This window comes from Acetobacter lovaniensis (genome assembly GCF_014207635.1).
GTDB lineage: Bacteria > Pseudomonadota > Alphaproteobacteria > Acetobacterales > Acetobacteraceae > Acetobacter > Acetobacter lovaniensis.
The window spans coordinates 45,769-60,086 of the sequence record NZ_JACHIE010000008.1 but is presented as its reverse complement, the minus strand read 5'-3'; the positions used below and the strand labels follow the sequence as shown (position 1 = coordinate 60,086).

The window sequence follows — 14,318 nt, the reverse complement described above, 5'->3', positions numbered from 1 at the left end:
GAGCCATCATTCAGCCCGTATAAATGAGCGGGTTGAACATTTTGGGGCCGTCCGTGTAGTGCAGATGTCTCGGCAGGGCGCGAGCACTACCCGAAAGCGCAGTTTCTTCCAGATCGAGGTCATGGGTTAACAGACGTTCTATTTCGTCACTCACCTGTCCTTCCTGACGCATGCGCGCCAGAGCCTTACGCTCTGTCCGGAGCAGATGGAGGCGCAAGGCTGCTTCAAACCGTCGCCTTGCCAAAGCCGTATCCCGGTGTGGGCCGTCAGGGTTCTGGCAGTCTTCGGCTTTAAGTTTGTCATCAGGGGCGTCTTCCAGAAGCCGTAGTCTGAAGCGGTATTCAGCAATCAAGGCTGCTGTCACTTCTGCACGTTGCTGTGCAGTAATTTCATCCAGCTGTTTGGTGACAAGGGCAGACTGGCGCTCCATTTCCGCTATGGCTTCCAGCGCAAGCAGAGTCCGGGCTTCATCTGCTTTCCGGTTAACCGGGTCTCCACCATCATGGCGAAGGCGGCGGCTTAAAGGTGGCAATACAAGTGCTGCGATCAGGAGAGACGTCATAATGACACCAGCAGCAAAGGTTACAAGCAGATCCCGCATGGGGAATGCCGGTAAACCGTTTTCTGCAATGGGAAGGGAGAGGATACCCGCCAGCGTTACCGCGCCTCGAACGCCGCCTATGGTCATGGCCGCTGTTTCCGTAACGGAAACCCGGCCTGTCTTATGCCCACGTATTTTTGCAATCAGGTAGCGTGTGCTGCTTATGAAAAATATCCAGACCAGACGGAGCAGAAGCAGCATGCTGGTCAGCAGGATAATGGTGCCAACCAAAGACCAGGTGCTATCGCCCGCCTGATTGGCGGTGTTGATGCCTTGTGTTGCAATATCTGGCAGTTGCAGACCAAGCAGAAGAAAGACCAGACCATTAAAAACAAAAGTAATCATTTCCCATACGGCACTTCCGCGCAGGCGTGTGGCGGTCTGGGCCGAACCAAATACCCTGCTCTGGTTAAGACTTAACCCAGCGCTGACTGCCGCGAGTATGCCGGATACTTCCAGATGCTCAGCCAGCAGGTAAGCGGCAAAAGGCAACAGGGTCATGAGCGTGATCTGTGTTGTGGGTTCGTCAAAACCATGACGGGATAGAATACGGTTGATAAAATTAAAGCCGAACGTCAAAGCCATACCAATTAAAATGCCCCCAACGGCCACAAGCATAAATCTGAAAGAGGCATGCATGACAGAAAAAGTGCCTGTCAGACTGGCAGCCACTGCAAATTTGAAGCAGACAAGGCCGGACGCATCATTCAGCAGGGCTTCTCCTTGCAGAATATGTAAAAAGCGTCTGGGAACGCGCTCTTCATCAATCATGCCACCCACGGCCACTGCATCGGTGGGGGAAAGGATGGCCGCCAGGGCAAATGCTGCGGCAAGGGGGACCACAGGAAGGAGCCAGTGAATAAAATACCCGCCCATGATGGTGCTAAAAATAACCAGTCCTACGGCCAGTAGCAGGACAGGCCAGCGCAATTCACGAAAATCGTGCAACGGCATGAGATATGCGTCAGAAAAAAGCAGGGGAGGAATAAAGAGGAGCAAAAAGGTGTCGGGTTCAAAATCAATATGAAACCCGAGGAGTGATGCCACAATGCCGCAGATGATCAATAAAAGTGGCAACGGCAGGCGCATAAGCCGGGCAGCAGGCCCTGCTACCGCCGTTATCAGCAAGAGTAGAAGCACAACAGATGTCATGTGCATTATTGGAATCCGACCTGCCTGATAGTATTTTATTAAGTGACGTTTCTGGTAAAAAATGATCTGTACATAAAGCCTGACCTGCCACAGGGTTGCGTAACAAAAATCAGAAAAACGTTGGACAACAGGCCATGAGGCCAACATTGGCGCATCGGTATTCCAGAATTACTGTGGGAACCCGCTAGGGTAAAATGCGTTTTTATCTGGATTTCCAGACAGTCGCACCGGGATGCGGCGTGCCTGTGTCTACACAGGACTGTTTTGCCTATCCGATCAGACGTGGTGGATTGCCGCACGATGTTCTAGGGTTCTCTGGTAAACACACGGACTAAACCCCGTGGCCAGCATTTAATGACACGCCAAGGGGGACAAACCCTCTTGATTTCTGACTGAAAGGACATGCCCATGGTTATGGTTCATTCAAAGCATCTGGTTCTTCTGGCCTGCACAATGGCTCTGCTGCCATCTCTGGCCCGTGCGGCCGATACTGCTTCGGGCACTCTGGTGGGCGCGGATGGTACGGCACACGGCACTCTTGCCATTACCGATGCACCCAAAGGCGTTATAGTACGGGTGGAAGCAAAAGGGCTGACACCGGGTTGGCATGGAATGCACTTCCACGACAAGGGCGTGTGCGAAGGGCCAAAGTTTACATCAGCTGGGCCACACGTGCATGCAACGTCTCCGGTTGTGCATGGACTGCTGAACCCCAATGCGAACGATGCAGGCGATCTGCCTAACGTGTTTGTTGGAGCCGACGGCACAGCAACGGTAGAGCTTTTCTCCCCTCTGGTTGCACTGAAGGCTGGCAAAGGTAAGCCTGCCCTACTGGATGCGGATGGCTCGTCACTGGTCATTCATGCGCATCCCGATGATTACCAGAGCCAGCCGATTGGCGGGGCAGGGGATCGGGTAGCCTGTGCGGTTATCAAATAAACAATAATTCCCGGATATATAGCCCGAGTTTATGCCCCGTGCGCCATCCCGCAGGACTGAGGGATGGCACATACTGTGTTTTTGGGGGCAAACACAGTTCCATACCTGAGCAGGAACCCGGAAAAACCGGATTAAGTTCATATATTCTGACGAAGCCGGTTGTCTGATACCAGAGCGTGCGGCATGAGGAAGCTTATGAAAATCTATCCTCAGTCTGTAGCAGGTCATCGTAATGTCTGAACATACCCCTATTGGTCTCGGTCATGAGGCTACCATCACAACCGCACTGACCCATTCGGGCAACTTCCATGTTGATGAAACTCTCGGGTATGTTGTGCTCCATTATGCGCTGGCCCCAATGGGGGATCTGCGCGCCCGTATCCTTGGCGAAGGCCCCGATGACTGCCTGAAGTTCTTCCGCTCGCGCGATCCCGAGCGCATTCAGGCCGCTGATATCGTGTTCGATGTTGGGGGAGTTTATGACCCTTCCAAAGGCCGTTACGACCACCACATGAAGGATAAACCCCTGCGTGAAGATGGCACGCCATACAGTGCCGCCGGGCTGCTGTGGAAAGACTACGGCAAGGCTGCTGTACGCAATCTGGTGCGTATCAATGTGGATGACGCCACAATTACGGCTATCTGGCAGAGTATTGATAAATCACTGGTTGTGCCGATCGATCAGGACGACAATGGCATAGCCAAGATGGGCAAGCTGTCACTGGCGGATATTGTTTCGGCCTGTAGCCCCCCGTGGGACACGGGGGAACTCCATGGCCCGGAAGAAGCCAAGCGGCGTGAAACCCTTGGCTTTGCCAATGCGGCAACCGCAGTCGCATCGCATCTGGTCAACACGGTAGATCGTGTTCGTGCCAGCCTGAAAGCGACCGAGCGCGTTTTGTCCGCTTATAAAAATGCGCAGGACAAGCGTATTCTGCTGATGGAAACGGGCATGCCAACCGAAAAAGTTATTTTTGAGCATGATCTTCCCGTTATTTACGTGGTTTCTCCCACGGGTGCTGGACAATGGAATGTTAAGGCTATTCCGCCAGAACGCGGTGCTTTTGGCCAGCGCATATCCCTGCCAGAAGCATGGGGCGGCCTGAACGGGCAGGGCCTTGCCGAAGTCTGTGGTGTTGCCGATGCGGTATTTGCTCATCCCGCGCGCTTTATTTGTGGCGCGGCAAGCCGGGAAGGGGCTTTGGCCATGGCTCGGCAGGCCTTGGAAATTGATGCAGAGCTGAAACAGCAACAAAGCTGAGAGCCGAAAACACAACCCCCGCTTTATGCATGGTGCGTCTGTATCATCGGGCGCACCATGTTTAGCTTTTGGGAAAGGGAGTGCATGGTTTTTCTAACGCGCAATAAATACTATGCAGGCCCTAGAACAGACCATTTTGATGGAACCCGTTTTTTCAATCCCGGTCAGCCTTCTACAGACCGCTCCTGGCGTGATCTGTGGCGCTGGAGGCGTACGTCACAACGTACTCCATGGCCAGCTTTCGTTCCCATAACAACAACTGTGCCAGAAAAAAGCGTGGATGCCCTGCGTATCACCATGGTTGGCCATGCTACAGTGCTTATTCAGGCAGCGGGGCTCAATATCCTGACCGACCCGGTATGGTCGGAGCGAGCCAGCCCATTACGCTGGGCTGGTCCCAAACGGGTTAGTGCACCGGGCATAGCGTTTGAAAATCTACCACCGATTGATGTGCTGCTGATCAGCCATAATCATTATGATCACCTTGATCTGGCGACACTCAAACGGTTACAGGCCACACATAATCCTTTGATGATCATGCCCTTAGGGAATGATCACATTGTTAAAAAAGCTATCCCGGAAGCCCGTATTCTTACTGGAGACTGGTATGAGCAACAGGTTATTCCCCCGGCATTGAGTGTAACGCTGACACCAGCATACCACTGGTCTGCACGTGGTGTTTTTGACCGGCGAATGGCATTGTGGGCAGGGTTCTGGCTGAATATCCGCGGTCAAAAACTCTGGTTTGCCGGAGATACAGCCTACGGCGATGGAGCATTATTCCACACCCTGCATGCCCGCTATGGTGCGCCAGACGTAGCCATCATTCCAATTGGCGCTTACGAACCGAGATGGTTTATGGCAGGACAGCACGTCAATCCACATGAAGCGGTGCGTATTTATAAGGACATGCAGGCAAAGCAGGCCATAGGGATTCATTGGGGTACTTTTCAGCTTACGGATGAAGGTATCCGAGCACCGGAAAAAGCTCTTCAAGCCGCTCTTTTGGCGGGAAATTGCAACGTAGAGCGGTTTAGGGCCGCAAGTCCCGGACAGGTCTATCAGTTTGGTGGTTACCAGGAGAGACACCTATAAAATAACAACAATTATCGTGATATAAAAAAACAACTATTTTGAAAATTATATAGTTGACTGCCGTGGAAATATGGGTGATACACAATCACACGTTAAGCGCGTGGCACATGAGGAGCGCATATAAGATGCAAAACCTGTGGGATCGAATGTGTCGGCTAGGCCGATGTTACGACGTTAAAATATCTAACGCCTGACCTGTGGGTTTTATTACCTTCCGGGTCAGTTATTACCTGGTGGGGAAAAATCATGTTTGAATCGCGTATTATTGAAATTAACGGTACTTTTGTTGGTGCCATTATTCTTGAAGAAGATCGCCGGACCCGTCGTTTTTATGCGGCGCATGAAAGCGTGCAGAGCTTGCATAACAAGCGCTACCCGAATGGGCAGGATTTGCGGACATCTGTTATTCGCAAATTCAAAACCACTTTTGCACAACATAACCTGAGCGCGGTTTAACCGCGCTAGCAGGGGCCAGCAATCGTTTGGTATGATGCCTCTGGTATCATACAGTTTTCGTAATTCATATTGGTTGTGTTGAACATTATCTGCAAAAAGTAGGTAGTGGGGTGTTTGTTGTGTTTTGAATGGTTCGGGGTCAAAACATAATCATTTTGTTTTATGGTATTACGCCATATTAAAATAAAAATTTTTAAGTTTGGGGGAGCTTATGGTGGTGTCTGTTCGGGCTAGTGTTCTGTTAACAACAACAGTTTCAAGCCTTTTTTTTCCATATGTCACGATGGCGGCGACATCGGATGCAGAAAATGCAGCGTTACGGCGCGAGATCGCTGCAATGCACCGGGAAATGATGGGGGAGATCCACCGCCTTCAGGCACGGGTGGACAAGTATGAACATACCTCCAATCTGCAAAGCCGCAAAATCAGTCGTGCTCCCCGCACGTTAACGGCAGCCGGGCCGGATGATGCGCAGCCCCAATTCCGTGAAGACCCGGTTGTTCCGCCCGCCAACCATGGCCCGCGTAGCCCCAATGATAGCCGCATTGCCCTACCGGAAGGGCCGGTACAGTCTTGGAGTTCATTCAAGGCGGCCTCCGCCAAGGATGAGAGCGTGGATATTGGCGGCATTAAAATCGGCTTCCCCAAAGGCCGCCCAACCATTGCGTCGGATGATAAGGCTTACGCGTTTTCCATTGGCCTTCTGGCGCAGGAAGACTTTGGGGGCTTTATGGGGGTTGGCCAGCGCGGGAAGGAAAGTGCTGGTAACTTCAACAAGTTTACCGAAAATGCACGACGTCTGCGCATTTACATGTCCTGGCGCTACAAAGACTGGGTAGTGAACGTAACGCCAGACTTTGGTGCCAATAACAGTGATGGCACCGTTGGCCTGTTTGAAGCCAACATGAACTATACAGGCTTGCACAACACAACTCTGACAGTAGGGTATTTTCAGCCCCGCATGGAAGAAGACAGCGCAGAGCGTTCAGGGGCATTTGAATTTCTGGAACGCCCGACCATTGTTGATCTGGTTCGTAACATTGCTGGTGGTGTAGCCCGCTTTAGCATTGGTGGTGAGCATTACGAAAAACGCTGGCTTGTCGCCGGGTATTTTACAGGGCAGAAGTATGGTGATCGCACAACTGACAAGACCATAACAGACAGCCAGACCGGTGCTGTGTTCCGTGCCGCAGGCCGTCCTTATGTTTCCAAGGATATTGATGTGCACGTCGGGGTTGGAGCGACGGCTGCATTTAAAGTGAACCAGTCCGGCACCGGAAGAACCACGACATTTAAGGACAATGTTGAAATTCCTCTGGGCGAAACACAATTACTGACATCAAATGCGTTAACCAATATTTCCCAGATATGGGCAGTGGGGCCACAGTTTGGTTTCCGTTATAAAAAATTCCTGCTCAAGGGTGAGTATTATCATGTTGGGGTGCAGCACGATAATGTAGCAGCCAGCATAGACCCGCCTGCCATTGGTTTTGATGGCTGGTACGTTGCGGCAAACTATACCCTGTTTGGGCATGGTCGTGGCTATAATGAAAAAATTGCCGCGTTTACAACCCCGGGTGTTGAATATGACTTTGACCCGGCAAAAGGGCACTGGGGCGCACTGGAAGTTAGCGGTCGCTGGAGTGTGACCGACCTGCGGACGTCTGGTACCACTAAAATGACAGGAACTGTCATTAGTACCGCAGGGGAAACTGGCAATAAACAGACTGTATGGCAAGGTGGGCTGAACTGGTATCCCAACCAGCACATCAAGGTCATGCTGGATTACACGCATTTTAGTGTTTCCAGCTACAATGGTGCAAAATCAACGGATGCCAATTTCTTTGGCCGCAGTGGCAACGCTGTTGTTGGCCGCGTGCAGGCAGCATTCTGATCTGACATTATGATTAAGGAACAGGCTTATGAAACAGGAAAACTTTTTTAACGTTCGCCGTGCCGTTCTCAAAGTAACGGCGGTATTGGGTGTTTCTTTTCTGGCGGGCTTACAGGTAACTGCAAGCTATGCGGAATCATACCACCTGTTGAATGTTTCCTACGATCCAACGCGCGAGCTTTATGCCGATGTGAATAAAGCTTTTTCTGCCCAGTGGCATAAAAACCATCCCGAGGATACGGTCAGTGTCAAATCGGCACATGGCGGCTCCGGGGCACAGGCACGTTCCGTGCTGGAAGGCGCGCCTGCAGATGTAGTAACACTCGGCCTAGCTTATGACATTGATCTGCTGGCACAGCACGGCCTGATTGCTGCTGATTGGCAAAACAGGCTGCCGCATAATGCGACCCCTTACACCAGCACCATTGTGTTTCTGGTTCGTAAAGGTAATCCCAAAAACATTCATGACTGGCCGGATTTGATCCGTGATGGCGTGCAGGTTATTACTCCCAACCCCAAAACATCTGGTGGTGCGCGCTGGAATTATCTTGCAGCATGGGGATGGGCTCTGCACCAAAAGGATGGCACGCCAGAAACCGCCAAAGCCTACCTGAAAAACCTGTTCAAGCATGTGCCTGTACTTGATACAGGCGCACGAGGCGCTACAAACAGTTTTGTGCAGCGTAATCTGGGTGATGTTCTGCTTGCGTGGGAAGACGAAGCTCTTCTGGCTACGCGTGATATTGGACCGGATCAGTTTGAAATTGTTGTGCCGTCACAGACCATTCTGGCAGAGCCTCCTGCATCTCTTGTTGATAAAAATGTCAAGGCGCATGGGACCGAAGTGGTAGCCAAAGCATATCTGGATTTTCTGTTTACGCCTGAAGGGCAGAAAATCGGTGCCAAACACTATTTCCGTCCTGTTGATCCTGCAATTCTGGAAGAAAACAAGGCACTCTTCCCCAAAGTGAATACCTTTGATGTAAAGAGCCTCGGTGGCTGGACCAAGCTGCAGAAAGAACATTTTTCTGACGGCGGCGTTTTTGATAGTCTTTACAAGTAAAACTGGAATGGCGCGTCGCACTTTAATGTGCGACGCGTTTTTAATGATCAAACAGAGTCAATAACAGTAAATGCAAAAGATGTTGGTGTTCCAATGGGTGTAGCGGGCCGAATGATTTGGAACCAACAGCCACATAATTTGGAACCCTAAAAACCATTTCCCCGATGCCGGGAAAATGGTCAATAAAGGCTCCCTAAAATGCCCTTTAATTGCTGATTAAAACCTCCCCACGCGTTCCTCGTCCGGTTGATTTGGAACTCACCGAGTAGTTGACCGTCACCGCTTCAATATCGAAGGCGGCAAACACTTCTCTCACTTCAGGCCGGTCATTCAACGACAGAATGAAGCGCCCTTTGATCTGTGACAGGTGGTCAGCCATTTCAATGAACTGATCCCGAGAGAACGGGGCATTATAATCCCGCTCACATCCCCAATACGGCGGGTCCAGATAAAACAGGGTGTTGTCACTATCATAGCGTCGCAACACTTCCTGCCATGGTAGGCATTCCACCACCACGCGGCACAGGCGCGCATGAACGTCTTCCAGCATGCTCCCCAATTGCTGCACGTCAAAACGAGCCCGTCTTAAAGATACCCCGAAGTTCTGCCCGCTAATCTTCCCACCAAACGCAGTGCGTTGCAGGTAAAGGAAGCGCGCTGCGCGGTGTAAATCCGTCAGGGTATCTGGTGCAGCCGAGGTCAGTCTCTGGAAGTCGTCTCGTGTGGTGATCTGCCAACGCAGAATGTCCATCAAAGGAACGTAGTGCCATCGCAGAATACGGAACAGATTCGCCACGTCACGGTTCAGGTCATTAATGACCTCGCACTCAACATAAAAATCCCGACGTAGGAACACACCACCCATACCAACGAATGGTTCAACGTAGGCAGAGTGCGGGATAGCACGCATTTTTCCTATGATGCGGGATGCCAGGCGCAACTTGCCCCCTAGGTACGGGGCGACAGGTTTGACCGGCTGAATTGGCCTTAGATTCGACTCCATTGGGGTTTTATTCCATACAGACCCCGCCGCTGCGCAGCGGTGGGCGGGGCGGTTATCCGTGGGTGTTGATGCACCCGGCTTGGCTGTTAGAGCAGCCTAGCCCCCGCCACTTGAACCGCGTCCGGTTGATATGGCGGGGTATCCTTTAATCCCGAGAAACCAGACGCTCACATGCAGCTACCAGTGGCCTGCATGCAGAATATGGTCCGAGCAATGTGCTGCTTGGTCCGGTGTATTCAACCTGAGCGACATGCCCGCCATGAAGCCTTGCGACCACATGGCACGTCCCATGCCCGGACAGGTCAACTTCAACGCCAAACGGTCCCTTGATGGTAAATGGTCCTTGCACGGCCTGATCCTGCCGCCATTGCAGAACCTCTCCGTCATCCAAAGCAGCCACGTTATCAGGAACGCCTGCACAGGCGATCAATGAGGAACGCGGCATACCGATCAAATCCCGCTTGGCCCGAACTGGGATGGAAGAGCAGGAAGCCACAAGCAGCAACAGGCACAGGCTAATCCTCATCATCGTTCCTCATCTGCAGGAATGGGTCTGCATGTCTGGATAACAGCAGCAGTATCCCCCCAACCATCAAAGTCCCGATCAGAGCCCCGAAACCACCCAGAACCAAAAAAAACTCGTTATCAGGCGTCATGCGCCTGCTCCGGCTGTTCGGTTTTGAGAGGAGGGGCATTATTGGCGGCTAGCGGGTATGCAGGCAACGGTGCAAAATCACGAGGGATACGCTGCGCCTGAGCGTCCAGTTCGTGAATAATCATGCGCGCGGCAATCGCCTGTGCGTAAACCTCCTGCATCACGTCATCCAGTCGCCAACGCAAAAGCATGAGGTCATTTACGCGCAGTGTCATTGTTGCCACCAGAGTATCCATTTGCCGGTCTCTCTCGGAGGCTCGGTCAAGTATGGCAAGCGCCTGCTGACCCGCATCAAACTTCTGGCGTTGCGCTTTCAGGTAGCCATTCATCATATTGGCACACCATCCGCCCACACCAGCTCCGGCCGTCATGATCAGGTTGCCATACTCGCTGATGAAGTGTGACACGCTCATACTTACTTCACGTCCCTGCAGCCGTGGGTGCTGCCATCACATCCGTAGGCTGGGCGGGCAGCGCCGTGCTGGTTGTATCCGTGCCGCTAGCTATGGCGGCGATGGCTTTCACATACGCCTTCATATCCGCCGTAAAGACCTCGCCCATGGCAGCGGTCAGGTTGGCCTGCTGCTGTATCCATGCCTGCGCTGTTGTGGCTTGCGTTTTCAGTGGAACAACCACGACCGGCGGCGCGTAATCGACCAGCGCGCCATTCTCCACGGCCATGCTTTTGGTGCCGGTATTTCCCCCTTTTGCTGTCCATTGCTCCGCCGTCATGGCGAACAGGGTGCTGGCAGCGGGCAGACCATCCATGGAAGCACAGCTCCACATATCGTACCACGCGCAGGGCTTCCCCATATCCGCATAGTAGCGTGCGGGATACGCGGCTTTCAGATCGTCCAGAATGCTCACTGTCGTTCTCCAATAGCCATGACTGTCAATGTAAACTGGACGGCGGAATTACCAGCACTATTGCTGGTGAAATATGTCGCTGCCCAAGTGAAGCCCGTGTTGTCGATAACTTCATTGTAGTTCGCGTCGAGCGCGATGTGCGCAACACGGGTCCAGGCATTACTGTTGGGTTCGTTGTTGATCCGCAGGAGAACACGCGGGACCGTTCCGGCCTTAAACGCTACCGGGAATTTGGTTGTGACAATGCCGCTGTTGTCGCCTGAGACGACGAACGTCTGTATCTGCTGGCCGGGATCAAGAGGCAGGTCAGACAGGCTGGCAAGAATTGGAGCAGTCGTACCGTCTCCGAACACAAGCCGCCCGTCCGCATTCTCCCAGATGTCGGTGATGCGCTTGTTCGGAGCAACCGGAACCGATTTGACATACCGGCCCTCTGCCGTCAGGGCATTTAAGGCATCCTTGCCACCAAAGATCAGGATGCTGGGGACCAGAACCTGCCCTGTTTCACTGAGGTCAAACACCCCGGTCGAGAGCGCCATAGTGCCCTTGTTGGCCGTTCCGGGCGTACCGCCAGCAATGGTCAGGGTGGCATCGGGCGCGGCGTCTCCCTCAGCAGGCGGCCCGGCAGACCAGAAGCGATGCGTAACGGTGCTGGCAACTGTTTTGCTGCCCCAGTCCATTGCACCCGTGACATTGCCGCCAACCAAGGGCAGAAACTGTTTATTCGCCCAGTCCTGCGTTGTCGCATCAGACAGAAAATCCACCCATTCAGACCCGTCAGCACCGGGAGTGGTCAGGTTTTTATCAGCAGTTGAGCGCCAGTATTTTGGTGTAGCATCCCGCACAACCGTTCCCAGCGGGTAACCTTTTATCGCGTCAGCCACACTCTGTGACCAAAGGGGAATACTCCCCAGCGCCTGAATAGCGATCGTAAGCTGGTCGTCATTATCAGCATCCGGGATCTGTCCTGAAGCGACAACTGGCCCTAAAAGCGAATTGCGATCCTGATTTCTGTCTTTGGCAACCAGGTACGTCCCCTGTATGTCCAATCCATCATTGCGGTCAATGAATTGCCTACGCCCCTTTGCATCAGTCACATATCCGCTTGTTGTTGTGTAATCTACCATTCAGGAAAGCTCCTGGTCTTTGATGTAAAGGTTAGTGTCAGCCGGTGCCTCGCGCTGGAGCGGGCAGAAGAGGCGCTGCAGAATGTCCGCAATAGCGGGCGTCAGAACAGAGCCGCAGATAGACACACCGCAGACTGCCACACCGCAGATCGCCGCGTTCGCTTCCAAATTGGCCGATCCGGATTTGACATGGACAACCCAATCCCACAGCAGGTTTTCATCCCCGCAGATGGCATCACCGCAGATCGCGGTCCCGCATACAGGCGGGTATGGCTCCTCAATCTCAATTTCCACACCCAAACTGGCCGCCAGTTGGGTCAGCGCAGGAATGGAGTTGTCCCCGACAGATACCCAGCGCTGGTGTGCCAGCGACTGGCGCAGGGCAGGTGTTACAGCTAGTGCATCCCGTCCGCATGGATCTGGCCCCAGCGTCCGCTCATAATCAGAAAGCAGGAGCGTTGCCGTGCCGGGGTTAATCTCCAGCTTTAGGGCTTCCAGCATGGCTTCGGCGTCAGCTATCAGACCAGCACCCGGATACAGGTATCCTGCAACATTGCTAGTTTCGTCCTTTGCCCAGGCGAACCCGTCCGGGCAGAGTGCATTCAGGCGGGCAGCCAAAATTTCATCGGGGGTGCGGCTCATGCCACGTCTGCCCATGTAATCGCACCCAATACCGGCACCTGATTGGCTGCAAGCTTAAAATCTTCCGTAGGGGCGGAGATAAAGTGACTGGTTTCCCCTGCAACCGCAGATACTGCATCGGACAAACCAGAGACATAAAGCCATCCACCCATGGCAATCCCTGCATAATAGGCAGCAACAGCGGCCTGCACTTCCGAGCGGGCAGATTGCGTATCCGGGTTGAGGGATATGGTCGGGTTCTGGGCTGCAATCTGTCCCGCCACTACCGTGACATTACCACGCACGGGCCGAATACCGTCGATGTAGGTCTGGATGGTCTCAATCTGTGCTTCTGTTGGCACAGTCGGACCAGGCATGAGCACAATAATGCCCACCATGTTGTTGCCCAGCCAGCCCGGCACCACATTCACATATCCAGCCCCGGCATCGCCTGCCAGTTCCTCATATTGTGCTGTAGTGCCTCCTGCCGCACGCTTGCGCACACGGAGCAGAATTCGAGAGCGCCAGACCTCCACATCTTCAATATCATCGCCACCGGCAATGCCTGCCCCGTCCGCACTGGCGGACGTAATCCCTGCAACAGCGGATACGAGCGTTAGGGCTGTGTTGGCAGCCAGATTACCAATCGCGCCTGCCGTCTCGGATCTGACGGATACTGCTGTGCCGTTTGATCCGGACGGAACAGTCACGGCAGATGTCGTTGCCCAGCGCACGGAGCCATCCACAGTCAACTCCGTTCCGGCTGGAACAATAACGTCCTGGCTGGCACTCAGCAGAACATAGCCAACAGCAGTGGTCGCCCCAATACGTGGTACCCCCCATGTGTCCGCATGTAGGGGCAGCAGACCGCCAATCGTTGCAGTCTGGATAAACATTTCCTTGGCGAGCTGCTGCACAGCCAGATACAGCTCATACAACCCCATGGCATGCACGGCAGCCAGCACGTTCTCGAACGTATTGGCCGCGCGCCCATCCAGTGTCACCAAAGATCCGTCATCCGCAGTAAACTGCCGCCCGTCCAGAAAGGTGCAGAAACGCTCGGCCAACGCATCTGGTGTTGGAATAACCAGTGTCACGCTCCACCCCCCACAACAACCGGAGTGGATACAATAGTGCCAAACGCGGATGCGCTGGCCTGCAACCGGCCGCGCGCGGTCCATGTGGCAGATACAGAGTAATTATGCCCATGGTCAGTTGCGATCTGCCCGATGCTTTCGTCCAGATACCGGATCGCGGCCTGCCGTGTGGCTTCAGTCTGCTTGGCATCTTCCAATAACCACAGACGGCAACCTGTCTGCCGTCCATCACGGCGCAGTCCGTCCCCCGGCCAGCCCCGTTTGGCCAGCAACCCACCGGGAGCCACACCATTCAGGACGCCCGGAATGCGGTCATCAGCGCGCGCACGACGGTACGAGCCCATGGCAATCAGGAACGTGCTGGCAGGGGTGCGGTCAATAACCACAGACCCACGCCCATTGCCTTTTGAAGCAACACGCACGTCACACCGGCCAAAGGCGGCGGACCATCCGATCGCAATGTTGGTGTATGGCACGTAAGTCATGC

General features: G+C 53.6%; 15 protein-coding genes. 6 read left to right on the top strand and 9 right to left on the bottom strand.

Translation table 11 applies throughout. From position 1 onward, the window contains the following. Window positions 1-10 precede the first annotated feature (10 nt). Window positions 11-1,759: a Na+/H+ antiporter gene (locus tag HNR55_RS10160; protein WP_166115005.1), complete on the bottom strand. Its 1,749-nt coding sequence runs from the start codon at window positions 1,757-1,759 to the stop codon at window positions 11-13. A gap of 408 nt (window positions 1,760-2,167) precedes the next feature. Between HNR55_RS10160 and sodC the strand changes: the two genes are divergently transcribed. From sodC to HNR55_RS10130, 6 genes are all read left to right on the top strand, one after another. Continuing rightward, window positions 2,168-2,692 (top strand): superoxide dismutase[Cu-Zn], encoded by a 525-nt coding sequence (sodC, locus tag HNR55_RS10155; protein WP_166115186.1) that lies wholly within the window; start codon window positions 2,168-2,170, stop codon window positions 2,690-2,692. Window positions 2,693-2,924: 232 nt separating this feature from the next. After that, on the top strand, window positions 2,925-3,953 hold the full coding sequence (locus tag HNR55_RS10150; RefSeq protein WP_166115002.1) for an MYG1 family protein: 1,029 nt from the start codon (window positions 2,925-2,927) through the stop codon (window positions 3,951-3,953). Window positions 3,954-4,229: 276 nt separating this feature from the next. Then, window positions 4,230-5,048 (top strand): MBL fold metallo-hydrolase, encoded by an 819-nt coding sequence (locus HNR55_RS10145; protein ID WP_253545778.1) that lies wholly within the window; start codon window positions 4,230-4,232, stop codon window positions 5,046-5,048. A gap of 246 nt (window positions 5,049-5,294) precedes the next feature. Then, window positions 5,295-5,504, top strand: a complete 210-nt coding sequence (locus tag HNR55_RS10140; protein ID WP_166114802.1) for a hypothetical protein — start codon at window positions 5,295-5,297, stop codon at window positions 5,502-5,504. A 211-nt stretch (window positions 5,505-5,715) separates the two neighbouring features. Next, the gene (locus HNR55_RS10135; RefSeq protein ID WP_166114996.1) at window positions 5,716-7,398 is read left to right on the top strand and encodes an OprO/OprP family phosphate-selective porin; all 1,683 of its coding nucleotides are present in this window, start codon (window positions 5,716-5,718) and stop codon (window positions 7,396-7,398) included. A 28-nt stretch (window positions 7,399-7,426) separates the two neighbouring features. Then, entirely contained in the window at window positions 7,427-8,461 is a 1,035-nt protein-coding gene (locus HNR55_RS10130) for a sulfate ABC transporter substrate-binding protein (protein WP_166114993.1), read from the top strand. Between the two features lie 205 nt (window positions 8,462-8,666). On the opposite strand, the gene HNR55_RS10125 is transcribed toward HNR55_RS10130, so the two are convergent. The 8 genes from HNR55_RS10125 to HNR55_RS10090 all read right to left on the bottom strand — a co-directional run bounded on the left by HNR55_RS10125 (window position 8,667) and on the right by HNR55_RS10090 (window position 14,316). Then, window positions 8,667-9,464: a DNA adenine methylase gene (locus HNR55_RS10125; protein WP_166114988.1), complete on the bottom strand. Its 798-nt coding sequence runs from the start codon at window positions 9,462-9,464 to the stop codon at window positions 8,667-8,669. Between the two features lie 145 nt (window positions 9,465-9,609). Continuing rightward, window positions 9,610-9,993: a hypothetical protein gene (locus HNR55_RS10120; protein ID WP_166114985.1), complete on the bottom strand. Its 384-nt coding sequence runs from the start codon at window positions 9,991-9,993 to the stop codon at window positions 9,610-9,612. 116 nt (window positions 9,994-10,109) lie between these two features. Continuing rightward, a complete protein-coding gene (locus tag HNR55_RS10115) occupies window positions 10,110-10,532 on the bottom strand; it encodes a hypothetical protein (RefSeq protein ID WP_166114982.1) in 423 nt (140 codons plus the stop codon). Between the two features lie 7 nt (window positions 10,533-10,539). Then, window positions 10,540-10,986, bottom strand: a complete 447-nt coding sequence (locus tag HNR55_RS10110; RefSeq protein WP_166114977.1) for a hypothetical protein — start codon at window positions 10,984-10,986, stop codon at window positions 10,540-10,542. Continuing rightward, entirely contained in the window at window positions 10,983-12,113 is a 1,131-nt protein-coding gene (locus HNR55_RS10105) for a hypothetical protein (protein WP_166114974.1), read from the bottom strand. The genes HNR55_RS10110 and HNR55_RS10105 overlap by 4 nt, the downstream gene beginning before the upstream one ends. Beyond that, a complete protein-coding gene (locus tag HNR55_RS10100) occupies window positions 12,114-12,755 on the bottom strand; it encodes a putative phage tail protein (protein ID WP_166114971.1) in 642 nt (213 codons plus the stop codon). Next, window positions 12,752-13,831 (bottom strand): baseplate J/gp47 family protein, encoded by a 1,080-nt coding sequence (locus HNR55_RS10095; RefSeq protein ID WP_166114968.1) that lies wholly within the window; start codon window positions 13,829-13,831, stop codon window positions 12,752-12,754. The genes HNR55_RS10100 and HNR55_RS10095 overlap by 4 nt, the downstream gene beginning before the upstream one ends. Continuing rightward, window positions 13,828-14,316 carry a phage GP46 family protein gene (locus tag HNR55_RS10090; RefSeq protein WP_166114965.1) on the bottom strand — a complete coding sequence of 163 codons (489 nt, stop codon included), beginning with the start codon at window positions 14,314-14,316 and terminating at the stop codon, window positions 13,828-13,830. The genes HNR55_RS10095 and HNR55_RS10090 overlap by 4 nt, the downstream gene beginning before the upstream one ends. Window positions 14,317-14,318: the final 2 nt, after the last annotated feature.